Source organism: Microbispora sp. NPDC004025 (assembly GCF_053604425.1).
Map to the genome: position 1 here is coordinate 447,276 of NZ_JBSGHN010000003.1, position 23,047 is coordinate 470,322.

Annotated in this window: 20 protein-coding genes; 11 read left to right on the plus strand and 9 right to left on the minus strand. The window is 72.3% G+C overall.

What is annotated here, in order from left to right:
• Positions 1-121 precede the first annotated feature (121 nt).
• Entirely contained in the window at positions 122-565 is a 444-nt protein-coding gene (locus ACWEQG_RS10195; protein ID WP_452283499.1) for a VOC family protein, read from the plus strand.
• A 2-nt stretch (positions 566-567) separates the two neighbouring features.
• Positions 568-1,449: a pyridoxamine 5'-phosphate oxidase family protein gene (locus ACWEQG_RS10200; protein WP_452283501.1), complete on the plus strand. Its 882-nt coding sequence runs from the start codon at positions 568-570 to the stop codon at positions 1,447-1,449.
• Positions 1,450-1,477: 28 nt separating this feature from the next.
• Here the strand turns inward: ACWEQG_RS10200 and ACWEQG_RS10205 are convergent, their stop codons facing one another.
• Positions 1,478-2,353 carry an AraC family transcriptional regulator gene (locus ACWEQG_RS10205; protein ID WP_452283503.1) on the minus strand — a complete coding sequence of 292 codons (876 nt, stop codon included), beginning with the start codon at positions 2,351-2,353 and terminating at the stop codon, positions 1,478-1,480.
• Between the two features lie 86 nt (positions 2,354-2,439).
• On the opposite strand from ACWEQG_RS10205, the gene ACWEQG_RS10210 reads away from it, so the two are divergent.
• On the plus strand, positions 2,440-3,237 hold the full coding sequence (locus ACWEQG_RS10210; RefSeq protein ID WP_452283505.1) for an SDR family NAD(P)-dependent oxidoreductase: 798 nt from the start codon (positions 2,440-2,442) through the stop codon (positions 3,235-3,237).
• A gap of 10 nt (positions 3,238-3,247) precedes the next feature.
• Here the strand turns inward: ACWEQG_RS10210 and ACWEQG_RS10215 are convergent, their stop codons facing one another.
• From ACWEQG_RS10215 to ACWEQG_RS10230, 4 genes are read right to left on the minus strand one after another with little or no spacing between them, the layout of a single operon-like run.
• The gene (locus ACWEQG_RS10215; protein WP_452283507.1) at positions 3,248-4,114 is read right to left on the minus strand and encodes a sugar phosphate isomerase/epimerase family protein; all 867 of its coding nucleotides are present in this window, start codon (positions 4,112-4,114) and stop codon (positions 3,248-3,250) included.
• Positions 4,111-4,944 carry a carbohydrate ABC transporter permease gene (locus ACWEQG_RS10220; RefSeq protein ID WP_363470970.1) on the minus strand — a complete coding sequence of 278 codons (834 nt, stop codon included), beginning with the start codon at positions 4,942-4,944 and terminating at the stop codon, positions 4,111-4,113. The genes ACWEQG_RS10215 and ACWEQG_RS10220 overlap by 4 nt, the downstream gene beginning before the upstream one ends.
• Positions 4,941-5,819 (minus strand): carbohydrate ABC transporter permease, encoded by an 879-nt coding sequence (locus tag ACWEQG_RS10225; RefSeq protein ID WP_452283509.1) that lies wholly within the window; start codon positions 5,817-5,819, stop codon positions 4,941-4,943. Before ACWEQG_RS10225 ends, ACWEQG_RS10220 begins: the two co-directional genes overlap by 4 nt.
• Before the next feature lie 25 nt (positions 5,820-5,844).
• A complete protein-coding gene (locus ACWEQG_RS10230) occupies positions 5,845-7,170 on the minus strand; it encodes an ABC transporter substrate-binding protein (RefSeq protein ID WP_452283511.1) in 1,326 nt (441 codons plus the stop codon).
• A gap of 331 nt (positions 7,171-7,501) precedes the next feature.
• Between ACWEQG_RS10230 and ACWEQG_RS10235 the strand changes: the two genes are divergently transcribed.
• The 3 genes from ACWEQG_RS10235 (at position 7,502) to ACWEQG_RS10245 (ending at position 10,615) form a co-directional block, all read left to right on the plus strand.
• Positions 7,502-8,506, plus strand: coding sequence for an SIS domain-containing protein (locus tag ACWEQG_RS10235; RefSeq protein ID WP_452283513.1), 1,005 nt, complete (start codon positions 7,502-7,504; stop codon positions 8,504-8,506).
• 101 nt (positions 8,507-8,607) lie between these two features.
• The gene (locus tag ACWEQG_RS10240; RefSeq protein ID WP_452283515.1) at positions 8,608-9,507 is read left to right on the plus strand and encodes a PfkB family carbohydrate kinase; all 900 of its coding nucleotides are present in this window, start codon (positions 8,608-8,610) and stop codon (positions 9,505-9,507) included.
• A gap of 13 nt (positions 9,508-9,520) precedes the next feature.
• Positions 9,521-10,615: a LacI family DNA-binding transcriptional regulator gene (locus ACWEQG_RS10245; protein WP_452283517.1), complete on the plus strand. Its 1,095-nt coding sequence runs from the start codon at positions 9,521-9,523 to the stop codon at positions 10,613-10,615.
• A gap of 12 nt (positions 10,616-10,627) precedes the next feature.
• Here the strand turns inward: ACWEQG_RS10245 and ACWEQG_RS10250 are convergent, their stop codons facing one another.
• Together ACWEQG_RS10250 and ACWEQG_RS10255 are read right to left on the minus strand one after the other, a co-directional pair.
• Positions 10,628-11,668 carry a sulfotransferase family protein gene (locus ACWEQG_RS10250; RefSeq protein ID WP_452283519.1) on the minus strand — a complete coding sequence of 347 codons (1,041 nt, stop codon included), beginning with the start codon at positions 11,666-11,668 and terminating at the stop codon, positions 10,628-10,630.
• 125 nt (positions 11,669-11,793) lie between these two features.
• Entirely contained in the window at positions 11,794-12,684 is an 891-nt protein-coding gene (locus tag ACWEQG_RS10255; protein ID WP_452283521.1) for a CDP-alcohol phosphatidyltransferase family protein, read from the minus strand.
• Between the two features lie 155 nt (positions 12,685-12,839).
• On the opposite strand from ACWEQG_RS10255, the gene ACWEQG_RS10260 reads away from it, so the two are divergent.
• The 4 genes from ACWEQG_RS10260 to ACWEQG_RS10275 all read left to right on the plus strand — a co-directional run bounded on the left by ACWEQG_RS10260 (position 12,840) and on the right by ACWEQG_RS10275 (position 17,688).
• On the plus strand, positions 12,840-14,423 hold the full coding sequence (locus tag ACWEQG_RS10260; protein ID WP_452283523.1) for a stealth family protein: 1,584 nt from the start codon (positions 12,840-12,842) through the stop codon (positions 14,421-14,423).
• Between the two features lie 153 nt (positions 14,424-14,576).
• Positions 14,577-15,065, plus strand: a complete 489-nt coding sequence (locus ACWEQG_RS10265; protein WP_452283525.1) for a hypothetical protein — start codon at positions 14,577-14,579, stop codon at positions 15,063-15,065.
• 3 nt (positions 15,066-15,068) lie between these two features.
• On the plus strand, positions 15,069-17,033 hold the full coding sequence (locus ACWEQG_RS10270; protein WP_452283527.1) for a M48 family metalloprotease: 1,965 nt from the start codon (positions 15,069-15,071) through the stop codon (positions 17,031-17,033).
• A 7-nt stretch (positions 17,034-17,040) separates the two neighbouring features.
• Positions 17,041-17,688, plus strand: coding sequence for a hypothetical protein (locus ACWEQG_RS10275; protein ID WP_452283529.1), 648 nt, complete (start codon positions 17,041-17,043; stop codon positions 17,686-17,688).
• Here the strand turns inward: ACWEQG_RS10275 and ACWEQG_RS10280 are convergent, their stop codons facing one another.
• On the minus strand, positions 17,689-19,323 hold the full coding sequence (locus tag ACWEQG_RS10280; RefSeq protein WP_452283531.1) for a glycosyltransferase family 39 protein: 1,635 nt from the start codon (positions 19,321-19,323) through the stop codon (positions 17,689-17,691).
• On the minus strand, positions 19,320-22,256 hold the full coding sequence (locus ACWEQG_RS10285; protein ID WP_452283533.1) for a CDP-glycerol glycerophosphotransferase family protein: 2,937 nt from the start codon (positions 22,254-22,256) through the stop codon (positions 19,320-19,322). Before ACWEQG_RS10285 ends, ACWEQG_RS10280 begins: the two co-directional genes overlap by 4 nt.
• 200 nt (positions 22,257-22,456) lie before the next feature.
• On the opposite strand from ACWEQG_RS10285, the gene ACWEQG_RS10290 reads away from it, so the two are divergent.
• Positions 22,457-22,990, plus strand: a complete 534-nt coding sequence (locus ACWEQG_RS10290) for an RICIN domain-containing protein (RefSeq protein WP_452283535.1) — start codon at positions 22,457-22,459, stop codon at positions 22,988-22,990.
• Positions 22,991-23,047: the final 57 nt, after the last annotated feature.

Below are 23,047 nucleotides of genomic sequence, written 5' to 3' on the forward strand. Positions count from 1 at the left end.
CCGCCCCTCCCTCCGGCGATGAGCACCTCGATCTTCTAATGGACTTTTGCGCATCCTCCCATTAGTCTTCTCTCGACTTCTAACGGAAGCATCCGTTAGATGCAACGGCGAAGGGGTGGCCATGAGCATCACCACGGGGCACATCGGGCTGAACGTCTCCGACCTCGGCAGGTCGCTGGACTTCTACCGGAAGGTCTTCGGCTTCGACCTGGCCGGGGAATCGGCCGACGAGACGCGCCGGTACGCCTTCCTCGCCCTCGACGGCAAGCTGGTTCTGACGCTGTGGCAGCAGAGCGAGGGCACGTTCGCCGCCGGCCGGCCGGGGCTGCACCACCTGTCCTTCGAGGTGCCGGACATCGACGCCGTACGCAGGGCGGAGGCCGTCATCAGGGAGACCGGGGCGACGATCCACCACGGCGGGATCGTGCCGCACAGGGAGGGGTCCGCCTCGGGCGGCGTGTTCTTCGAGGACCCCGACGGGATCCGGCTAGAGATCTACGCGCCGACCGGCGCCGACGAGCGCCCCGCGCCCCGGTCCGACGCCCCTACCTGTGGTTTCTTCTAGAGATGCGGCACCCGGGAGAGGACGCGGTCCAGCGCCGCGCGGGCGTCCGGCTGGCCGGGCACGGCTCGGCCCGTGTACGGGCGGAGATCCCGGAGGCGGCGGCGCGGTTCCTGGAGTCCCAGCGGATGGTCATCATCGGCGCGGAGGACCGCGAAGGCCGGGTGTGGGCCGCGCCGCTCAGCGGCCCACCGGGCTTCGTCGCGGCGACCGGCGACCGCACGATCCTCATGCACGCGGTGCCCGGCGCGCCGCTCGCGGGGCTCTTCGACGACGGGCACGACATCGGCATGCTGGCCGTCGAGCCGTGGACGCGCCGCCGGATGCGGGTCAACGGCCGCGCCCGGCGGGACCACGACCACCTGGTCGTACGGACCGAGCAGGTGTACTCGAACTGTCCCAAATACCTGCAGCGGCGCACGATCACCGGCGACCTGGAGCCCGGTGAGCGGAGGGCCGAGTCCGGGGACCGCCTGTCGGCCGCCCAGCGGGCGTGGATCGGGAACGCCGACACCTTCTTCGTCGCGACGCACGCGCCCGGGCTCGGCTCGGACGTCTCGCACCGGGGCGGCAACCCCGGCTTCGTGGAGATCGTGGACGACCGGCGGCTCGTCTGGCCCGACTACGCGGGCAACCTGATGTACATGACCCTCGGCAACCTGGAGCTGAACCCCGCCGCGGGCCTGCTCTTCCTCGACTGGGGCACCGGTGACGCGCTGCACCTGACCGGCAGGGCGCGGGTCGAGTGGGACCCGGGCGACGTGCCGGGCGCGCAACGGCTGGTCACGTTCGACGTCGACCAGGTGCTCCAGGTGGGCGGCGCGACCGGGCTGCGCTGGGCGTTCGAAGACTACTCGCGGTTCAACCCGCCCGTGAGGAGCGCCTGAGGCGCGTGCCTCCTCCAGGCCATCGGGCTCATGAACGCATGGCACGCCTCTGCCGCCGGTGCGCGCTGGGGCTCATCCCCCGGATCCGCTTGAAGGCCGAGCTGAAGCCGAACGCGTCGGAGTACCCCACCCGGCGGGCGACGGAGGCGACGGTGGCGCCCGGCTCGCCGAGCATGTCCGCGGCCAGCGCCATCCGCCAGGAGGTCAGGTAGCTCAGCGGCGGCTCGCCCACCAGTTCCGTGAAACGCCCGGCGAAGGTGGTGCGCGAAACCTTCGCGACGGCGGCGAGGGAGGCGAGCGTCCACGGCCGGGACGGATCCTCGTGGACGGCGACAAGCGCCGGACCGACGACGTCGTCGCCGAGGGCGGCGTACCACCCGGGCGTGACCGCCTCGGGCCGGTCGAACCAGTCGCGGAGGGTGCACACGAGAAGCCAGTCGAGCAGACGGTCCAGGACGATCTGACGGCCGGGCCGCCCCGCGAGCAGCTGCGCTTCGAGGTAGGCGCTCATACTCGCGCAGTCGTGCTCGTCCGGCACGACCAGCATGGGCGGCAGGATCCGCACCAGGCGCCGCGCCACCTCGCCGACGGCCGGGTAGGCGCCGACCAGCAGCACCGTGTCGCCGGTGACGTCCACGCCGGGCCGAGCCTCGGTGACCAGCCGCGGGGACGGGGTGTCGGAGAACACGAACGGTTCGGGTCCGCGCAGGACGGCGGCCTCGCCCTGCCGCACCAGCCGGGACTCTTCCTCCCGGATGAGCCAGCCCTCCCCGCGCAGGGGCGCGCAGAGCGTCAGGGACGCCCCGGCGGCGAACCGGACGGCCCACGGGGCCGAGAGAACCGACGCGCCCACGACGGCGCCCTCGCCCCGCACCCCACGTAGAAGATCGTCGAACGGGTCCACGCGGCAACGGTAGCCGGACGACCGGACAGCTACGCCGTACGCCTGGCCATGGCCCGCCCGGCGGTGGGGCGGTTGGCTTGCTGTCCATGAGAGACGACATCGTGGTGCTGGGCGCGACCGGCAAGACCGGCCGGCGCCTGGTGAAACTCCTGCGGGACGCGGGCGAGCGGGTGCGGCCCGCGTCCCGGTCCGGCGAGGTGCGGTTCGACTGGTACGACCGGTCGACCTGGGACGCCGTGGCCGACGCCAGGGCGGTCTACCTGGTCGTGCCCGACGACCCCGCCCCGGTGCGGGACTTCGTGCGGCACGCGCGCGCCGGACGGTACGTGGTGCTGTCGGGCCGGGAGATCGACCGGGCCGGCGTGGAGTTCGGCCAGGGCATGAAGGCGGCGGAGCAGGCGGTGCGCGCGTCGGGCGCGGAGTGGACGATCCTGCGGGCGAACAACTTCAACCAGAACTTCGACGAGGACCTCTGGAGGGCGCCCCTGCTGGCCGGACGGCTGGCTCTGCCGATCGGGGCGGTGCCGGAGCCGTTCGTCGACGTGCACGACGTGGCCGAGGTCGCGGCGCGGGCGCTGACCCTGGACGGGCACGCCGGAGCCGTCTACGACCTGTCCGGACCGCGCGGGCTCACCTTCGCCGAAGCCGCCGGGCTCGTCGGGCAGGCGACCGGACGGCGGATCGAGTACGTCGAGCTGAGCCCGGAGGCGTACCGGGCCGGACTGCTCGCCGAGGGCTGGCCGGCGGAGGACGCCGACGCGTTGAACGCGATGTTCACCACGATGCGCGCCGGCCACCTGGCCGAGCCGGCGGACGGGGTGCGGCGCGTCCTCGGACGGCCTCCCCTCCCCTTCGAGGACTACGTGGCCCGGGCCTGGTCCTAGAAGTGGCCGGTCAGCCGCCGGCCGCCGCTCGTACGGCGGACAGGCAGCGTTCCACGACCGGCCGGGGGGCGAAGGCGTAGGTGCCGTCGCCGAACAGCTCGAAGGTCATGAACCCGTCGTACCCGCGCCGGGAGAAGGCGGCGAGATAGTCGGCCAGGGGCAGCTCCCCCTCGCCCCACGCCAGGTGCCCGGCCGGGCTGCCGTCGATGAGGTGCACGTGGCGGACGCGGTCGCCGAGCGCGTCGAAGTAGTCGTCGACGCTCTCGCCCGCGACCGCCATGCCGACCGTGTCGAGCACGGCGGCGAGGTTCGGCGCGCCGACCTCGTCCAGCATCCGCTTGAGCGCCCGCGAGTCGTTGAGGAGGTTCGACTCGACCCGCTGCAGCGGTTCGAGCACGACCGTCACCCCGAATCCCTCGGCGTACCCGGCGATCTCGCCGATCGCGTCCGCGGAGCGGCGCCACGCGGCCTCAACGGGCTCGTCCTCGTATCCCCGGCCCGGCGTGACGAGCAGCAACTCGGCGCCGAGCTCCGCGCACAGCTCCGCCGCCCGGCGGAACATCGCGATGCTGGAGGCGCGCAGCCGGGTGTCGGCCGAGGCGATGTTGACCGGGTACATCACCTGCTCCGGGGTGAGGCAGCGCACCCGCAGGCCGCGCGACTCGATCCGGCGGCGTACGGCACGGGCCTCGGCGTCGCTCACCTGCGGCACGTGGAAGTGGGGGGCGATGCCCCACAGCTCCACCTCCTCGCGGCCGAGGTCGGCCGCGTCGTCCAGGAACCGGTCGAACGGCAGGTGCTGGTAGGAGAAGTTCGATCCGGTGATCCGGGGGAAGGACATCGGCGCTCCCGTCGTACGCGAAGACTCTGCTGTCATTTGCCGACTCCGTCGGCGAGACCTTTGACGATGTACCGCTGGCCGAAGAAGAACAGCAGCACCACCGGGACGGCGGCGATCGTCATGCCGGCGAACACGACGGGGAACTCGGTGCCGTGCTTGCTCATCAGGCTCATCAGGCCGACGGGAAGAGTCTGCACGCCGGCGCCGCTGGTGAACACCATGGCGAACAGGTATTCGTTCCAGGCGAACAGGATGTGCAGCAGGACCGTCGAGATGATGATCGGCTTGCACATCGGGAGCGTGATCCGCCAGAACGCGGTCCAGCGCCCGCAGCCGTCCATCTCGGCCGCCTCGTCCACCTCGCGCGGCAGATCCAGCATGTACGCCCGGATGAGGAACGTCGTGAAGGGCACCCGGAAGGCCGTGTAGAGGATCAGCAGCGCCCAGAAGCTGTTGTACAACCCCATGGCCTGGAACATCTTCACCAGCGGCACCAGCGCCACGCTCGGGGCGAGCATCAGCCCGCCGAGGATCACCCCGGTGACCGCCTTGCCGAACGGGATGTCCACCCGGGCGAGGCCGTACGCCGCCCACGCGCTGACGAACACGGTCGCGACGGTCGACGTGACGGTGACCAGGACACTGGTGGTGAGGTAGTTGCTCACCCCGCGGTTCCATGCCTTCTGGTAGCTGTCGAAGCCCCAGTGGGAGGGCAGCGCGAAGGGGTTCCCAAAAATCTCCGCGTTGGTCTTGAAGCCGTTGAGCAGCATCCACAGCAGCGGATAGATCACCACCACCGCGAGACAGAGCAGGAACGCCCACAGGAGCAGCCGGGCGATCACCCCGAGGAAGCCGAGACGCGTCACCACTCCACCCTTCTCCTGTGCGCGATCCACAGTTGCGCGACGGCGATGGCGAGCGTGACCACGAAGATGACCGTCGCGATCGCGGCCGCGTAGCCGAAGTCGTTGCGGACGAAGCCACTGCGGTACAGCCAGGTGCCCAGCACCTGGGTGGAGTTGTTCGGCCCGCCGCTGGTCATCACCATGACCTCGTTGAACACCTGGAACGCCCCCGAGATCGTGAGCATGATCAGCACGCCGGTCATCTCGCGGACCAGGGGGACGGTCACGTGGAAGAAGCGGCGGATCGGGCCGGTGCCGTCGAGCGCCGCCGCCTGGTAGATCTCGCGGGGGATGCGCTGGATGGCGACGGCGAACAGCAGGGTCGAGTAGCCGAAGCCCTGCCACTGGCTCATCGCCATGACCGCCGGCATGGCCGTGCCCTCCTCGCCCAGCCAGGCGTGCCGGAGCCCGTCGAGGCCGACCGCCTCCAGCAGGTGGTTCAGCAGCCCGAGGTTCGGCTCGTAGATGAAGTAGAAGAGCAGGCCGGCGACGGTCAGCGAGATCGCGCAGGGGATGAAGTAGATCGCCCGCAGGGCGCGCTGCCACCGCTCGCTGCGCACGCCCTCGATGAGCGCGGCCAGCACCAGCGAGCCGAACACCTGGAAGACGATCGACACCACCGCGAACAGCACGTTGTTGCGCAGCGAGGTCCAGAAGACCGGGTCGTCGACGAGCTTGGCGTAGTTGCCGAGCCCGACGTACTCCTGGCTCCCGCTGAAGATGTCCCACTTGAGCGTGCTGAACCCGAAGTTCTCCACCAGCGGGAAGTACACGAACACCCCGACCAGCGCGAGGGCGGGGACCACCCACGCGAGCCCGGCGGCCCGTCTGCTCATGGCGCGCACCGGCCTGCCCTCCCGGCTACTTCGCCGCGGCCGAGGCCTGGCGCACGCTCTCGAGCACCTGCTCGGGTGTCTTGCTACCGGTGATCAGTGCCTCGCCGCCGGACAGCCACGCGTCGGCGACCTCGGGGACGGTGACCGTGTCGAGCCACGCGGCCAGCTTCGGCGCCTTGTTGACCAGCTCGATGCCCTCGAAGACCGCCTTGCTGGAGGTCTCGGGCGTGACCGCGCCGATGACCGTGCTGGGCTGGCCGTACGGCGGCGCCGAGAGCGTCTGGGCGTTCTTCGTGCTCGTGACGAACTTCATGAAGTCGACGGCGAGCGGGATGCGCGGCGACGTGGCGTTGATGAGATATCCCTCGGGAGACCCCTCGACGATCGTCGCGTCGCCGGCCGCGCCCTGCGGCGCCGGAAGCTGGAAGATGCCGAAGTCGTCGACGGGGAGCTTGCCCTCGGCGGTCTCGTTGTCGAACTCCAGGATCTCCTGGTAGTACATCGCGGACTTGCCGTCGGCGAACGCCTCCTGCGCCGAGGAGTACAGCACGCCGTTGGTGCCGGTCTTGGTGTCGGTGCAGGTGTCGACGAGACTCTTGAAGCGCGTGAGGGCCTTCACGTAGCCGGGGTCGTAGAGCTTGGCCGTCGCGGGCTTGAGGTCGGCCTCGAAGGTGGCCGTCGGCACGTCGTACGCGAAGAGCTGCTGCATGTAGTGGAGGGCCGGCCAGCCGTCCTTGTTGCCGAAGGAGATCGGCTCGTACCCGGCCTTGCGCAGCGCCGTGCAGCTGTCGATCAGCTCCTCGAACGTCTTGGGCACCTCGACCCCGGCCTTGGCGAACGCGGCCTTGTTGTAGCCCATGAACTTGCCGTTGCCGTACAGCGGGATCCCGTAGTACTTGCCGTCGTAGGCGAAGGCCGACAGCGCCCCCTCGCTGAAGGTCTTGCCCCACTCCGTGCCGGGCCCGATCACCTTGGTCAGGTCCGCCGCGCGGCCGCCGCGGACGAAGTTCTCCGCCCAGGTGCCGGTCCACGTGAAGTAGACGTCCGGCAGGGCGTTCGACGCCGTCAGCGTCTTGGTCTTGTCCTTGATGCTCTGGTCGGTCTCCTGGATGAGCTCGATCTTCACCCCGGGATGGAGCTTCTCGTACTCCGCGGCCAGGTCCTCGAAGTACGGCTCGAGGGGCTCACCGGCGAACTTCGTGAGGATGCTCAACGTGCCCGAGTAGTCGGGGCTGGCGGCGGCGTCCGCCGCGGGAGCCTTGTCCGCCTGGCCGCCGCCGGTGCATCCGGCCAGGGCGAGCACCGACGTTCCGGCGAGTGCCGCGAACGTCGTCAGTGCGCGAGGGCGCATGGGCTTCCTTTCTCTCTCTGGGGGGAGGGAGGACCGCCGGTGCGGGAGCACCTCGGATCCGCCGGGACGCGCCGCCGGCACGACCCACTTGATGACGGGTGACTGTACAGAGCATGTGATACCGGTACCAGACCTGTTCACAAGAATTTTTCCTCCAGCGGCTCCCCAGGACCGCCAGTATCGACAAAACAGCACGTCACATGCGTATCGGTGACCGATGTACGTCTCCCTGTTGACGCCTGCCCGTCAGGTGTGCCAGCGTGACCACCGCGTGATACCGGTATCAGGCAGCAGGGCGCCCCGGTCCGCAGGCAATCCCCGAAAGGACGCGATGATGCTCGGATTCAACGAGCCGGAATTCCTCTCCCAGATGGCGAGCGCGGTGGCGCTGCGGCCGCAGATCGAGGAACTGGTCGATCGGCTCGTGGACGAGGGATTCGACAACCTCTACCTGGTCGGCGCCGGCGGCACCTACGCCCAGATGTGGCCGTACGAGCGGCTGGCCCGGCAGCGCTCCACCTTCGACGTGCGCGCGGTGATCGCGGCCGAGCTGATCGCCGCGGGCGAGGCGGCGCTGGGCGAGCGGTCGGTCGCGGTCTTCACCTCGGCCTCCGGCACCACCGACGACACCGTGCGGGCCATCGAGTACTGCAAGGCCAAGGGCGCCCACACGATCGGCATCACCGGCTACCCCGAGTCGCCCGTGGCCCAGAACGTGGACACCGCGCTCCTCACCGAGCCCAAGGCGTGGCCGTTCGACCCGCAGATGCTGCTCCTCACGACCCGGCTGCTGGCCCGGCGGGGCGAGTTCGACGGCTACGAGAAGCTCGCCGCCGAGCTCGACGGCCTGCCGCGGATCCTGCTGGAGGTCGCCAGGCAGACCGAGCCCGTCGCCGAGAAGTTCGCCGACGAGCACAAGGACACGGGCTACTACTTCCTCATCGGCGGCGGCAACCTGTGGTCGTACACCTACCTGTACTCCATGTGCATCCTCGAGGAGATGCAGTGGCTGCACACCACGCGGGTGCACAGCGCGGAGTTCTTCCACGGCTCGCTCGAACTGCTGGAGGAGGACACCAGCGTCATCGTCTTCCAGGGTGAGGACGAGGGGCGGCCGCTGACCGACCGCGCGGCGGCCTTCGCCAAGCGCATCTCCAAGGACGTCACGGTCCTCGACACCAAGGACTATCCGCTCGAGGGGATCAGCCCCGAGTTCCGCGGCCTGCTCGGTCCGCTGGTCATGGACGTGGCGACCGGCCGGCTGAGCAAGCACCTGGAGAGGGTGCGCGACCACTCGCTCGAACTGCGCCGCTACTACCGCGTCATGGACTACTGACGGTCGTCCGTCGCTGATCCCCGCTCACGGCGCCGCGCCGGCCGCGCGCCCCCAGGGCCCCCGCGTTCCCCGGCGCGGGGGCCCGCCTTGAAGGAGAGTCCATGAGAGTCCTCGGCTTCGGCGACAACATCGTCGACCGGTTCCTCGACCGCGGCATCGAGTACCCCGGCGGCAACAGCGTGAACGTGGCCGTCTACGCCCGGCGCCTCGGCGCCGACGCCGCCTACCTGGGCGTGTTCGGAGACGACGACCTCGGCGGCTTCGTCCGCGCGTCCATCGCCGCACAGGGGGTCGCCGTCGACCGCTGCGCCGTACGGGCCGGTGAGAGCGGCGTCTCCACCCTGCGCGTCGACGACGGCGACCGGGTCTTCCTCGGCTGGAACGGCGGCGGCGTCACCACCAGGGAGCCGATCGTCCTCGACGACGGCCTCCTCCGGTACGCCGCCTCGTTCGACCTCGTGCACTCCAGCGTGTACTCGGGCAGCGAGAGCGAGCTGCCGAAGCTGGCCCGGCTGGACACGCTGGTGAGCTACGACCTGTCCAGCGAGGACGAGTACCGCACGCCGGAGTACCTCGACCGGGTCTGCCCGCACGCCGATCTCGTCCTGCTGTCGTGCTCGCACCTCGGCGAGGGCGCCACGCGGGCCCTCCTGGCCGACGTCGTACGGCGGGGCGCGACGCTCGCGCTGGCCACCCGGGGCGAGGAGGGGGCGATCGCCCACGACGGCCGCGTCACCCTCACCACGACCGCGGTCCGTGTGGAGGACCCCCGGCTGATGGTGGACACGATGGGCTGCGGCGACGCCTTCCTCGCGGGGTTCGCGGTGTCCCTGCTGCGTGCGGGCTGGCGCGCGGGCGCCGCGCCGGACGGCGCCGTGATCGCGACCGCCCTGCGCGACGGCGCGCGGTCGGCCCACGACCAATGCCTGGTCGAAGGCGCGTTCGGTCACGGGCGGCCGGTGGTCGCTAGCATGTCGCCATCCCGCGATCTCGAGAAGTGAGGGGACGCCACCCATGCCAGCTGACCGGGGCCAGGCCGCCGGGCGGCCCACGATCTCCGAGGTGGCGGCCGAGGCGGGTGTCGGGCGGGCGACCGCCGCCCGCACGCTCGGCGGGTACGGGCACGTCAGCCCGGAGCTGCGCAAGCGGGTGCTGGAGGCGGCCGAGAAGCTCGGCTACCGCGCCAACGCGCTGGCCCGCAGCATGTCGACCGGCGTCAGCCACACCATCGGAGTGATCGTCGCCGACATCGGCAACCCCTTCTTCGCCGGAGTGGTGCGCGGGATCTGCGACGCCTCCCGCGCCCGCGGCTTCGACACGATCGTCCTGAGCACCTACGAGGAGCTCGACGAGGAGATCGCCGCGATGAACGTGCTGATCGACAAGCGCGTCGACGGAGTCGTCGTCGCCTCGGCCGCGCTGAGCGGCCGGGACGTCGGTCACGTCAAGGAGGCGCTGAAACGGGGCGTCCCGGTCGTCCTCGTCGACCGGGCGGTCCCCTCGCTCGACCTCGACGCGGTCGTCATCGACAACCGCGACGCCGCCCGCGAGGCGGTCGAGCGGCTCATCGCGGCCGGGCACCGGCGGATCGGATTCGTGTGGGGGCCGCCCGTGCCGGAGCCGCCGGCCACCCGGCGCGAGCTGCTGGAGGCGGCGTCCCGCAACCTGTGGACCGACGGCGAGCGCCTGCGCGGCTACCTCGACGCGCTCGACGACGCGCGGATCCCCTTCGATCCCCAGCTGGTGATGGTCGGGCGGAAGATCGAGGAGCGGGTGACCGAGGAGGTCGCGCGCATGCTCGCCCTGCCGGACCGCATCACCGCGCTGTTCTGCACCGAGACCGAGGCGGTGACGGGAGCCCTGCGCGCCCTGCGGGCCGCCGGGCTGTCCTATCCGCGTGACGTCGCCCTCATCGGCTTCGACGACAGCGCCTGGGCTGCGGTCATGGACCCGCCGCTGACGATGATCGAGCAGCCGGTGCACGACCTCGGCGCCAAGGCCGCCGAGGTGCTCCTCGACATCGTGCGGGGGGCCGAGCCCGGCAGGCGGACCCACACGCTGCGCTCCCGTCTCATCGAGCGCTCCTCGGTCGCCCCTCCACCCGCGTAGGCGGCGGGGCGGTCAGCGGGGGATCAGCTCGGCGGAGCGCTGCTGGGGGAGGCCGGCGAGGCGCCGCTGGCCCTCGGTGAGCAGCGCCGCGATCGGGCCGGGCTCGCGCAGCCGGGTGAGCCGGTCGCGGTTGTACTTGCGCAGCCGCGCCGCGCGGCGCTTGCCCGCCGCCGCCTTGAACGCCGCGACGTGCTCGCGGTCGGCCTTGCGCGCGCCGCTCAGCTCGTAGCCGTACGCCGTGAGCCGCTCGCCGAGCACCTCTTCGCACAGCGAGATCTCCCAGGGCTCCAGCCGGGAGGCCCACTTGCCCGAGTGGGCGGTGGTCACCTCCTCGTGGGTGTTGCTGTGCCACACCTTGTGCTTGGGCACGGCCAGCTCGGCCATGTGGCGGGGCTCGCACATCCCCGGGTCGTAGTCCTCGCCGAGGAACACGCACAGCTTCTTCAGCTCGGTCTCCGGGTCGGCGGTGAGGTCCTCGTACCGCAGCTCGTAGAAGCTGTCGGCGGGCAGCTTGCGGGCGTGCCGCCGGCCGAAGTCGATCGCCTCGGCCCAGTTGGCCATGGCGTGCACGGCGTCCGCCTTGTACCAGGGCATCTGCTTGAGCGAGGCCACGCAGTCGCGGCCGTCCCTGACGAGGTGGACGAACTGCGCGTCGGGGAACATCCGCATCAGCATCTCGACGTGCCGGTAGTAGCTGGGCCGCTTGTCGCCCCAGCGCGGCTTGCCGAAGCGCTCGGCGTAGCTCTTGAAGACCATGCCGACGACCGAGCCGAAGCTGCCGGGGCCGAGCATGGCCGCCTGGATGAAGTCGGGGCGGCTCAGCCCGAGCTCGTGGAACTTCGTGGTGCGGCCCTCGGCGATCCAGGTCGCCAGCTTGCGCCTGTTGTCGGCCAGCCGCATGTCGCCGTACGCCCGGCGGGAGAAGTAGGCCGGGACGAGGAACCGCGTCTCGGGCGGGACCGCGATGCGCGGATGCGAGTGCAGCATGAGCTGCAGCATGGTGGTGCCGGAGCGCGGGCAGCCGACGACGAAGACAGGTCTGTCCGAATGCATGAGTTCTATCCCCCGTGGTGAGATTTCCGGACGCCAGGCCGCCGCCCTCCCCCGGGCGCGGCTCGTGACGCGGGTCCTACGGCGTCAGGCCGTACGAGCTGATGGATCGGGCCGGGAACGGCCGGTCAGACGAGGATCTTCTCTCTCTCGGCGGCGGTGCGGGGCACCTGGCGCGACGCCAGCCAGACGCGGTAGACCAGGCTCATCTCGAACGCCAGCAGCAGCGCGCCGGCCATGGCCGAGACCGGCACCAGGGCCGCGGGTCCGAGCAGCGGGGCCACGACGAAGACCGCGGCGTGGAACTCGATGCCGCTCATGACGTGGGTGCGCACCCGCCGCCGCACCAGGAAGACACGGAACCTGTCGTACCAGGGAAAGCGGGCGTGGAACGCCTTCTGCAGGTCGACCACGGTGGTGGCGGTTTCGTCGGCGACCTGGCCGAACTCCGCGGCGGCCTGCCCCAGCTCGGTTCGCGGCCTGGCCCGCAGGACGCTCTCGGCGAGGACGCACTGCCCCTCCATCCGCGCCTCCAGCAGCGCGCGGGTGGCGTCCTTGACCCGCTTCAGCTGCGGGCCGTTGATGTAGCGGAACAGGTCGAGCACGACGACGCCGACGGCGGCGAGCGCCACATCGGCGTCGCCCGTCCGGGCGTACTCCCCGAACCCCAGCCCGAAGGCGCAGCAGACCACCCGCAGCCGGTCGCCGACGTAGTCGAGCCACAGGCCGAAGGGCGTCCCCGTGCCCTTGAGCCTGGCGATCTTCCCGTCCATGCAGTCGACCGTGAAACTGAGATAGAACAGTGCCGCCCCGGCGACGAGCATGCCCTCCGCGAAGGCGGCCGCCGAGGCGAAGCCGATCAGCATGGACAGCCTGGTCAGCCCGTTCGGTGTGATCGATGTGTGGTTAGCCACGAGCAGCGCGAGCCGGCAGGCGAGCGGATCGACCATGAAGACGGTCCACCACGAGTCTCTCGGCTTGCGCGTCGCGAGTATGTCGTCCAGCGTGAAGCCCCCCATGCAGGCAAGAATGACTACAACGGGTAGCCGTTGGCCTGCTCTTCGGTAACAGGCAGGGCATCTCATTGCCGGTTCTTGACCGTCTTCCCCATCTACGTAAACCATCCACCAATCCGGTCGCCGATCGGTTACAGTCCGTGGTCGAGGGGGAGACCATGCCCGTTGTCACGTTGTACCGGCGGCTGCAGGGGCGGCTGCCGTCATGGGAGCCCGCGCCACGGGCCGCGCTCATCCGGCCGGAGGCGGGTCCGCTGCAGGCCCAGCGCGAGACGCTGGACGTGGTGTGCGCCCTGCTGAACCGGGCGGGCGTGCCGTACTTCTGCGTCCGGCCGCTGCCGAACCGGCCGCCCGTCGTCGCCGTGCCCGAGGACTCGCGCACGCGCGCGCTCGCCGCACTCGCGGCCGGCGACCACCCGCTGTTCGCGGCGCGGCAGCCGTACGGCAGGCAGGGGTCGCGGGCGCGCCAGGCGGACGCGGGCCGGATGCGCCCACTGCGGCGGGCGGCGGCGCTGCTCGGCGACGCCAGGGTCGTACGGGTGGCCATGTACTTCGCCAGCCCCTCGCGCACGCTGACACTCGGCCCGGAGAACGGCTGCGACCTGGAGTTCTGGGCCCGGGAGGGCGACGAGCTGGTCGCGCCCAGGCCGAACCCCGCCTGCGACCGCGTGCCCGCCGACGGCCCCTCGGTGGACGGCGGCGAGGAACTGTTCACCCCGCTGGCCTGTGCCGCCCGCCGGGCCCGCTCCTACCGCACCCGGCCCGAGTTCGTCCGGCGGCTGCTGGACGACATCGACTTCCCGATCGACGCCGTCTACACCTGGGTGGACGGCGCCGACCCGGCCTGGCGGGCGCGCCGCGACCAGGCCGAGCGCGGCGAGGCGCAGCGCTCCGGCGGCCCGCTGAGCGAGATGGCGACCACGGAGGCGCGGTTCACCAGCAGGGACGAGCTGCGCTACTCGCTGCGCTCGCTGCTGATGTACGCCCCGTGGATCAACCGGGTGTGGATCGTCACCGACGGTCAGACGCCGTCGTGGCTCGACACCACTCACCCCATGGTCACGGTGGTCGACCACAAGGAGATCTTCACCGACCCGTCGGTGCTGCCGGTGTTCAACTCCCACGCCATCGAGACGCAGCTGCACCACATCGACGGGCTCAGCGAGCACTTCCTGTACTTCAACGACGACTTCTTCCTGGGACGGCCGCTGCCTCCCCGGACCTTCTTCGAGGGCAACGGGATCACCCGGTTCTTCCCCAGCACCGTCCACGTGCCCTTCGGGGCGCCGGAGACCGAGGAGTCGCCGGTGCACGCCGCCGGCATGAACAACCGGCGCATCCTGGAGGACCTGACCGGCCGCACGATCACGCAGAAGCTCAAGCACGTGCCGTACGCGCTGCGCCGGTCGCTGATGTACGAGCTGGAGCAGAGGTTCGCGGCGGAGTTCGCGGCCACCGCCCGCAGCAGGTTCCGCACGTCGCGGGACATCTCCGTGGTGTCCTCGCTGGCGCACTACTACGGCTACCTGAGCGGGCGGGCGGTCCCCGGCACGGTCGACTACACCTACGTCGACCTGTCGCTGCCGAAGACGCCCGCCAAGCTCCGCCGCATGCTCGCCCGGCGCAGGCACGACGTGTTCTGCCTCAACGACACCGCGCCCACCACCGTCGAGCAGGACGCCCTGCTGGCGCGTTTCCTGGAGGCCTACTTCCCCACCCCGGCGCCGTTCGAGCGGCGCTGAGAATCAATTTGAATCGCACCGGAAATCAAATAACACCTTCAACCGAAATCACTGTGTGCGAATTGTGATTTCGCCCGGCGCCGTTTCGCGTATCGGTTCTGATTGACTGCGGCTCATCCGTCACCCGTGCTCTGCCCGGGAGTGCCAGTGTCAGTGCCAACGTCGCGACAGCGCACCACCTATCAGCTCGTCGAGGCGGTCGTCGCCCGGCTCGACCAGGACGAACTGCCGCAGCTTCCCCGGCTCTGGGACGCGTACACCCGGCACCCTGACGGCCGGGAGCGCGACAGGGAGCATCTGCTCGGCTCGGGCGTCCTGACGGAGATCTCCGCCTGGGCCCCGATCGTCGTCGCGTTCGTCGGCGGCGCCGTGCTGGACGCGCTGAAAGAAGAGATCACCGAACGCAGCCGGGACGGCATCCGGACGTTGTTCGTGTGGCGCCGACGGCGGCGCCAGGCGATGCGGGAAGTGCTCGCCGAACCGCTGCCGCCCTTCGACGACGTGGAACAGGCCCGCATCGCGCGGTCCGTCCGATCCAACGCGCTCGCGTTGGGGCTGCCGGAGGACAAGGCGCAGCTTCTGGCCGACGCGGTGTCGGGCGAACTGCTGCGTGAGAGCGCTACCCCTCCCCCGGAGGGGTGATCCGTGGGCACGGCCGACCCGTTCGCCCTGCCCCCGCCGAGCACCGCTCGGCTCCGCCTGCTCTTCCTCACCGTCGCGGCCGGGTCGTTCTTCGCCGGTCACTGGTTCCTGGTCCTGGCGGGGGACGCCTGGCGCGACCAGGCCCTCGCCTGCGGCCGGCTCGCCGACGTCCCGGCCTTCCTCGACTGCTCGACCAGGGTCATGATCGTGCGGTCTCTGGCGCCGTGGTCCGGCCCTCTGCTGGTGGCGGCGCCGATGGTCCTGGCCTATGCCCTGGCGCCCCTGGTAATCACCCGGCGGCACCGGGCGGCACCGCTCGCCGACTGGCCCGAGGTCGTCGAGGCGACCGTGCGGGCGGCGGGACTGGCCCGGCGGCCCGTGCTCATGCAGGGCGCGCGCGACCTCCTGCGCGACCGCATGTTCGTGTACGGCCGCCACCCCCGGCACCGGGTCATGCTCTCCGCGTCCGCCGGGTTCTCCCTGTCCGGCAAGCAGGCGAAGCCGGCCGCCGTCGCCATGCTCGCCCACGAGCTCGGCCATCTGCGCAACCGGGACGCCGACCGGTCCTACCTCGCCGTGTTCGCGACCGTCTGCTACGTCCTGGTGGCGGCCGTGCCGTTGTGCCTGTCGGCCGCCCTCACGATGGACGGCACGCCCGCACGAGCGGTCGCCTGGCGGACGGCGGTCGTCACGCTGCTGGTCGCCGGCACCTTCGCGGCGGTCGTCCGGGCCCGCGAGCACGACGCCGACCTGCGCGCCGCCCGATCCCACCCCGACGAGGTGCGTGCCTGGCTGTCCTCCGGGCGGCAGGAGCGGCCGTGGCCGGTGCCGATCCACCCTTCTCTCGCGTCCCGTCTGCGGGTCCTGAACGATCCCGCACCGCACATGCGCGCGTCACCCGGCGAGGCCCTGACCGCCGGCGTCGCCGCCGGCATCGTGGTCACCGAACTGGGAGTGCCTCTGCAGACGGCGCTGCCCATACCGCCGATCGTCGCCTACTGGATCGCCGGGCTGCTGGTCGCGGTGCCGGTCGTCCAGGTCGTCGGGCTGGGGGTCTGGCGGGCGGTCCTGGCCGAGCCCGCGAGACCGGCCGTACGGCCCCGCGTCGCCGCCACCGGGCTCGCGCTCGGGGCCGGGTTCGCGGCCGGCGCCGTCCTGTCCCCGCGGGCGAGCGCCGCGTGGAACCTCTGGCTCACGACCGCGCCCGAAGCCGCGTCGAACCTGACGCCCGACCGGATCCCGCTCGGCACCACGGTGTGGCTCCTCGCCGCCGTCCTCCTGCCGGCCACCGCGATCACCTGCTGGCTCGCCCTCGCGGCCCGGGCGTGGCTGCCGGCGCGCGGCCCGTCCGCGTGGCGGTACGCGGCGCCCGTCGCCGTGGCCGTGATCGCGGTCGTGTCCGGCACCTGGTTCGTCGCCGTCCGGCTGGCGGCCGGGGCGGAAGCGCCCGCGGGGCGCCTCGCCTGGCTCGTCATCACGCCGCAGGTGGCGGTCGTCCTGGCCGTCCTCGTGCTGCTGTGCGCGCTCGCCCTCCGGCCGCTGCGGGGCCGCAGGTCGCGGCCGGTCGTCGTCATGGTGCCGGCCGTACTGCTCGTCACCGCCCTGGCCGGGATGGCGTCGCTCCCCGAGCCGGCGGCCCGCGAGGCCGCGCCGCCTCCCGCGGCCGCGCTGCCCGACGCGGTGCAGGCGGGCGCGATCTGCCTGGGCCTGTTCACCACGGGCACCGCGGCCTTCGGCGATCCCGCGGACCACCCCGCGCGGGCACGGATGGGCGAGCTGCTGCGCGGTTCCGACGACGCGCTGCTGCGGCAGGTCGGGAGCCTGTTCCTGGACAGCGCGGACCGCCGCTCCACCGACCTGGCCGCCGTGGCGTGGACCGCCTTCGTCTGGCGGTGCGACCAGATCAGGCGGTATCCGGCCGGTCCGGTGCCCCAGCCCACCCCGCCCTTCCCCGTCGAAAGCTGGTGATCCCGACATGCGCCTCACCCGAGCTCTCGGTTGTCCGGTGGCCGCGCTCACCCTCGTCGCCGCGCTCCTTCCCGGCGCGGCCCCGGCGGCCGCCCGCCCCGCGCTCTCCTACGGGCTGCTCACCACCGCGGACCTGCCCAGGGGGTATGTCGCCTTCCGGCCCGCCTACCAGCCGTACGACAAGGCGAGCAGGCCGCGCTGCGCCGCGCTGCTCGACGAGCTGGACTTCAGCAGACCCCGGCGGAAGGGCGTCGAGTACGCGTCCGCGGCGTTCACGAAGGGGCAGTTCGGCCCGTGGATCACGGAGACCCTGCGACGCTATCCCAGCGCGAACGCCGCGAAGAAGGACCTGGACGGAGCCCTGAAGACCCTGTCCGGATGTTCGTCGTTCCGCATCTCGTACTCCGGCAGGAAGGCGGCCGAGATCACGGTGACGATCCAGCCCATCGCGATGCCGAAGGTGGGCGGGCAGAGCAGGGCAGTGTGGATCACCGTCACCGACGGGTCGTGGGCGCATGGCGAGGTTCTGGTGCTGGCCAGGACCGGCGACGTGATGATGATCCTCGGTCAGCTCGCGTTCAAGCCGCCCAGCCCGCAGACCGCTGACCGGGTCGCCGCCCGCGCCGCCCAGAAGATGGGCGCGGTGGCGGACTGATCACGGTGCCGGCCGGCTCTGTGGCAGGTAGCGGGCGACGAACAGGCCGCGGAAGGTCCAGCGGCCGGCCGGGGCGAACGAACGGGCGACCAGGGCGCGCCGGCGGGCCGGCATCGCGTTCTTGCCGGTATGGCCGACCACCCAGAGCGTGCGCAGGCCGTCGAGCCGGGCGGCGAGCACCCGGGGGCCCACCTCGCGGCCGGGGAAGCTGCCGTCCCGCTCGGGTGACCGGGCCAGCGCCACGTCGCGGAGCCTGCCGAAGACCGAGGGGTAGACCACGGCGTATTTCCTGACCTTGGCGGGGACGAACAGCACCCCGTCCCCAGGCCTCGCCTCGGCCGCGAGCAGCGCCATGACCGGCCGGGGATCGTCCTGCCTGCCGTCCGGCCCGCGCGTGGCGAGCTGCCCGGGCACCGACAGGCCGAGCCAGGCGGCCAGCACGGCGGCGGCGAGGCCGGGGGGCAGCGCGGCCAGGCCCGCCCCGGCGAGCAGCGCCGCCGCCGGGACGCAGCAGAAGACGTACCGGAACACGTACACCGGAGTGAGCGTCCAGGAGACCGTGAGCAGCACCAGCGCGGGCACCAGCAGCCACGGCAGCGTCAGCCGGACGAGCGCCCCGTGTCCGCCGGGCAGAGACGCGTGTCCGCCGGGCAGAGTGGCGGGGCCGGCCGCGCCGGGCTCTTCCGCGTGACCCGTCGCGGGCTTCTCCACGCCGCGCGCGGCGCGAGCCCGGCGCACGCCCGTGACCGCCGCACTCGCGAGGCCGAAGAGCGCGAGCGCCCAGGTCAGCGGGGCCACACCCGGGCCCGTCGCCCCGCCGAGGTCGCCGGACAGCTGGACGGCCAGCCTGCCCACGTCGGCCGCCTCCGGCCGGGTGATCCAGCCCACCTGGGCGCTCTGCCGGGAGCCGAGCCAGGCCAGCGGCGCCACGGCGGCCAGTGCCGGCGTCGCCGCGCACGCCCACCGGAGCAGCGGCCCCCTGGACAGGATCAGGGTGACGCCGTGCGCCCCCGCGACCAGGAACGCGAACAGGTTGAGATAGGCCAGCACGGTCAGCGCCGCCGCGTACGCCGCCAGGACCCCCGACGTCGGGGACCGTCGCAGGCGCAGGAACAGCAGGGTCACCCCGACGGCCGCCGCGGCCGTCATCGCGTACGGCCGAGCCTCCTGGACATACCTGGAGAAGATGGGCATGAGGGCCAGCAGCACGCCGCCGTACAGGCCCGCCCGGGAGGAGCCGAGCGCGCGGCCGAGCGCGCCCGTCCCGGCCGCGGCCAGCGCCCCCGCGACGACGGACGGCATCCGCAGCGCCACCTCGGCGGTGCCGGACAGATTCGCGACGACGTGCGCCAGCGCGTAGTACAGGCCGTGCACGGCGTCGACCGACTGCAGCAGGTGCGCCAGCTGGGGAAGGCTCCGGCCGGCCGCGCTGACGGTGGCCGCCTCGTCCCGCCACGGCGGCGGCCCGCCGAGGTCCCACAGCCCGGCGGCCAGCGCGACGACGGCGGGCACGACGGTCACGACACCCGGCCGATCCCGCCAGGCGGGCCGCTCGGGCGCCTCGGCCGGGCGCGAGGCGGACGGAGGGGGTGACTGCGGCGCTCGCGGCGCGGCGCGCCGGGACGCGCGGGTCATGACCGCATGCGCGCGACCACGCGCGCCGAGGCGTGCCCGTCGTCCCACGGGCAGTACCTGCGGGCGAAGCGCTCGTAGCGCTCCGCGAACCGTCCGAGGTCGCCGCCGCGCAGCACGTCGAGCACGTCGTCGCCGGTCCGCAGGACGGGCCCGGGGGCCTCGGCCTCGAAGTCGAAGTAGAAGCCGCGCACCTCGTCCCGGTAGCGCTCCAGGTCGTGGGCGAGGAACACCATGGGCCTCCCGGTGCACGCGAAGTCGAACATGGCCGACGAGTAGTCGGTGACGAGCACGTCCGCGGCGGCCAGGAGATCCGCCATGTCTGGAAATTTCGAGACATCGTGGATTCGGTCTCCGGCCGGGATCGTCATGTCCCGCGCCACCAGGTAGTGCGCCCGCACGAGCAGCACGTCGTCGTCGCCCAGTGCCCCGGCCGCCCGGACCGGGTCCAGCGCGAGCCGGCCGGTGGCCTCGTCGTCCCGCCACGTCGGCGCGTACAGGACGACCCGCCGGTCGCCGGTCAGGCCCAGCCGCCGCCGCGCCGCGCGGGCCCGCGCGGGGGCGAAGAGCACGTCGTTGCGCGGGTAACCCGACTGCAGGATCTCCCCCTCGTAGCCGAACGCCCCCCGCAGCGCCGCGGTGGCGAACGGGCTCGGCGACAGCAACAGATCCCAGGTCGCCACCTGCCGCGCCAGCTCCTCGCGCGGCACCCGCTGCGCGTACGGCATGCCCTCCAGGTCGAGCCCCAGCCGCTTGAGCGGCGTGCCGTGCCAGGTCTGCACGAAAGTCTGTCCCCGCGGCTTGCGGTACCACCCCGGCTGGGTGCGCCGGTTGGCGACGACGAAACGGCTGGTGCGCAGCGCCTCCTCGTGCTCGCGCGAGCCGAACAGGACCAGGCGAACACCCGGCGGGACCGCGAACTGCCCGTCCCGGGTGACCCAGACGATCTCCACGTCGGGGTGGCGGCGCGCCAGCTCCTCCGAGACCGCCCGGGGGTTGCATGAGTACTGCCCGCCGCCGTAGCTGTCGAACAACGCGGCGTTCCGCAGCGCGGTGCGCCCCCGTGGCCAGGACCGTGCGGCGGCCCGGCGCCTGCGCGTCGCGTACGGCCCGCGCTCGTGCGGGCCGAGCGCGGGACGCACCGCGAGGCTCAGGTCGCCGTCGCGGGAGGTGCGGACGGAGACCTCGTGGAACCCGGTGACGCGCGGCCGCGGCGGGTCGGCGATCAGCGCCGGGCTCAGGCGCACCCGCTCCCGCCCGCCCTCCGGTGACACCGCGAGCACGCGCCAGGTCCCGCTGCGGAGCGGAAGTCCCTCGGCCGTCGTGCCGACGGCGACCGTCCACGTCGCCTCGTCCTGGCGGACGGGCCACGCGTGCCGCTCCGTGCCGCACTCGAGGACGATCCGGCCGGACGGGCACCGTCCCGTCCCCTCCAGGACCAGCTCGCCGGACTCCGTCCACCGGATCGCGCTCACCCTGCCCGGATCGGGGCCGTGGCCGCCGGGACCGGAGCCGCCCGCGGCGTTCGGGCCGAGCGTGAGCCCGCGGTCGCGGGTGAGGCTGACGCGCACGTCCCCGGCGTCGAAGACGCGCTCGCTCGCGCCCCCGCCCGCCCGCCCGGCCCGCGTCACGCCCCGCGCCAGGACCCGCGCGTGCAGCGCCCACCGGCCGGGAGGCAGGACGTCGAGGGCGACCACGGTCTCGAAGCCGGAGTCGTCGTGGCAGGCGGCCGACTGACGGGAGTCGGCGGTCACGTCGGGCCTGCGGGTCCGCCGGACCGGCAGGGTGATCCGCTCCTCCCCCCGCTGGAGCCATAGCTCGATCCTGCTGCGCCCGCTGTCCAGATGGGCGATGTACGCGTGGCCGGCCAGGACGAGCCTGTCGTCCGTGTGGCGCACGTCGTCCACGCCGGCCACGAGCCGCAGGTCGCGGGTGGCGTCGAACAGCGAGCGCGGAAGCCGGGGATCGCGCCGGAAGGGATAGTCGAGATACCAGCGGCGGCGCCGCAACCCCCGCCGGAGCACGCCCCGGTGCCTGATCTCCGACGCGGCGAACATCCGCAGCTCCGCCAGCTCGCCGGTCATGCCGTGCGCGGCGAAGTGGAGCTGGAGCCGCCGCAGGACCGGCAGCCGCTCGACCGCGCCGGGGTCCAGACGGCCCAGGGCCTCGGCGAGCCCGTCCGGGACGCGGTCGCGTACGGCGTCCAGCACCGCTTCGAGGTCGGGCCCCTCGGCCAGCCGCAGGTCGTACGCCGCGCGCAACGCGGGCGCGTGCCGGCCTAGCAGGTCCGACACCTCCAGCATCGCCCGCAGGCGGCACAGGGGATCGGCGGGCGGCCGGGACCCGCGCGTGAGACAGACCACGCTGCCGAGCACGTCGGCCGAGGTGGACAGCACGTGCGCGGGGATCGTCACCGGGAAGTCCTCGCCCAGTCCCGCCGGAAAGGCGAGAGCGTGCCGGTTCCAGAACTCCCGGCGGAACACGGTGCCGCCCGCCCTCGGGTCGTCCAGCAGCTTCGGGTGCCGGGTGATGTGCGTGCGCAGGAACTCCCTGGCCTTCCGGGCCGCGTCCTGCGCGTGCGGCGTCCAGGTGCGGATCCTGCCGCAGGCGAGGTCGGAGCCGGTGTGGTCGAGGGCGCCGACCAGCGCGCGGTAGGCGTCCGCGGGGACGACCGAACCGGGGTCGGCGAAGGTGAGGTAGCGGCCGGTGGCGAAGGCCGCGCCCGCGTTGCGCGTGACGCCGGGGTCGTCGCCGCCGTCACCGAGCGTCAGGAGCGTGAACCTGTGATCGGGCGGGCGCAGGCCCCGCGGACGCCCGACCAGGATCACCTCCAGGTCGTCCAGGGTCTGGTCGCGCAGGGATTCGAGGCACTCCTCGGCGTGCTCCTCCCCGCCGTGCAGGGGGACGACCACCGAGAGGCTGGGAGGCACCGTCACGCCGTCAGGATGCCGACGTGCGGTGGCGCGCCACCCGGCCATCCCCGATGCCTTACCCTTCCTTGGTCGCCTCTTGACCCACGAGCCCTCCCCGTCGCAGCCGACGACGTGACTACAGAAAGTAAAGGCTAGCGTTACGGTGAGTAATAACGCGTGGTAGATAAGGGCTTGCTGGATCTTCCACGAATTCAGGAGGCTCGATGGCACTCACGCTGACCGGTCGGACACTCGCGGTGGCCGCCTGTCTGCTCGCCGGCTCGCTCACCCTGGCGCCGGCCGCCACCGCCGCCGGCGGCGACCGGCTCAAGGCGAAGTTCGTCGCCAATCTGGTCGCCCGCCACAGCGACAAGTGCCTGGACGTCTACGGCCGGAACACCGCCGACGGCGCCAGGGTCGTGCAGTGGACCTGCGGCAAGGAGTGGCCCAACCAGGAGTTCAGGTTCACCGCGACCAGCAACGGCTACTACACGATCCGCGCCGAGCACAGCGGCAAATGTCTGGACGTCTACGGTCGGAACACCGCAGACGGGACCGACGTCGTGCAGTGGACCTGCAACGGCGCCGCCAACCAGGAATGGCGGCTCGACCAGAAGGACAACGGCTACTTCACCGTCGTCGCCCGGCACAGCGGCAAGTGCCTGGACGTCTACGGCCGGAGCACCGCCGACGAGGCGAAGATCGTGCAGTGGACCTGCGGCCAGGGATGGCCCAACCAGGAGTGGCGGCTCGCCTGACCCTCGGGAGGTGACGGCGCGCCTCAGCTCGGCAGCCCGGCGTTCCGGCCGCGATGT

What these genes read in the sequence shown, in the direction of transcription:
- ACWEQG_RS10195 (WP_452283499.1), top strand. Translation starts at nt 122, where the DNA reads ATGAGCATCACCACGGGGCACATCGGGCTGAACGTCTCCGACCTCGGC.
- ACWEQG_RS10255 (WP_452283521.1), bottom strand. Translation starts at nt 12,684, where the DNA reads ATGGGGGGCTTCACGCTGGACGACATACTCGCGACGCGCAAGCCGAGA.
- ACWEQG_RS10215 (WP_452283507.1), bottom strand. Translation starts at nt 4,114, where the DNA reads ATGACAGCAGAGTCTTCGCGTACGACGGGAGCGCCGATGTCCTTCCCC.
- ACWEQG_RS10245 (WP_452283517.1), top strand. Translation starts at nt 9,521, where the DNA reads ATGCCAGCTGACCGGGGCCAGGCCGCCGGGCGGCCCACGATCTCCGAG.
- ACWEQG_RS10275 (WP_452283529.1), top strand. Translation starts at nt 17,041, where the DNA reads ATGCGCCTCACCCGAGCTCTCGGTTGTCCGGTGGCCGCGCTCACCCTC.
- ACWEQG_RS10225 (WP_452283509.1), bottom strand. Translation starts at nt 5,819, where the DNA reads ATGAGCAGACGGGCCGCCGGGCTCGCGTGGGTGGTCCCCGCCCTCGCG.
- ACWEQG_RS10290 (WP_452283535.1), top strand. Translation starts at nt 22,457, where the DNA reads ATGGCACTCACGCTGACCGGTCGGACACTCGCGGTGGCCGCCTGTCTG.
- ACWEQG_RS10280 (WP_452283531.1), bottom strand. Translation starts at nt 19,323, where the DNA reads ATGACCCGCGCGTCCCGGCGCGCCGCGCCGCGAGCGCCGCAGTCACCC.
- ACWEQG_RS10260 (WP_452283523.1), top strand. Translation starts at nt 12,840, where the DNA reads ATGCCCGTTGTCACGTTGTACCGGCGGCTGCAGGGGCGGCTGCCGTCA.
- ACWEQG_RS10240 (WP_452283515.1), top strand. Translation starts at nt 8,608, where the DNA reads ATGAGAGTCCTCGGCTTCGGCGACAACATCGTCGACCGGTTCCTCGAC.
- ACWEQG_RS10200 (WP_452283501.1), top strand. Translation starts at nt 568, where the DNA reads ATGCGGCACCCGGGAGAGGACGCGGTCCAGCGCCGCGCGGGCGTCCGG.
- ACWEQG_RS10210 (WP_452283505.1), top strand. Translation starts at nt 2,440, where the DNA reads ATGAGAGACGACATCGTGGTGCTGGGCGCGACCGGCAAGACCGGCCGG.
- ACWEQG_RS10250 (WP_452283519.1), bottom strand. Translation starts at nt 11,668, where the DNA reads ATGCATTCGGACAGACCTGTCTTCGTCGTCGGCTGCCCGCGCTCCGGC.
- ACWEQG_RS10230 (WP_452283511.1), bottom strand. Translation starts at nt 7,170, where the DNA reads ATGCGCCCTCGCGCACTGACGACGTTCGCGGCACTCGCCGGAACGTCG.
- ACWEQG_RS10235 (WP_452283513.1), top strand. Translation starts at nt 7,502, where the DNA reads ATGATGCTCGGATTCAACGAGCCGGAATTCCTCTCCCAGATGGCGAGC.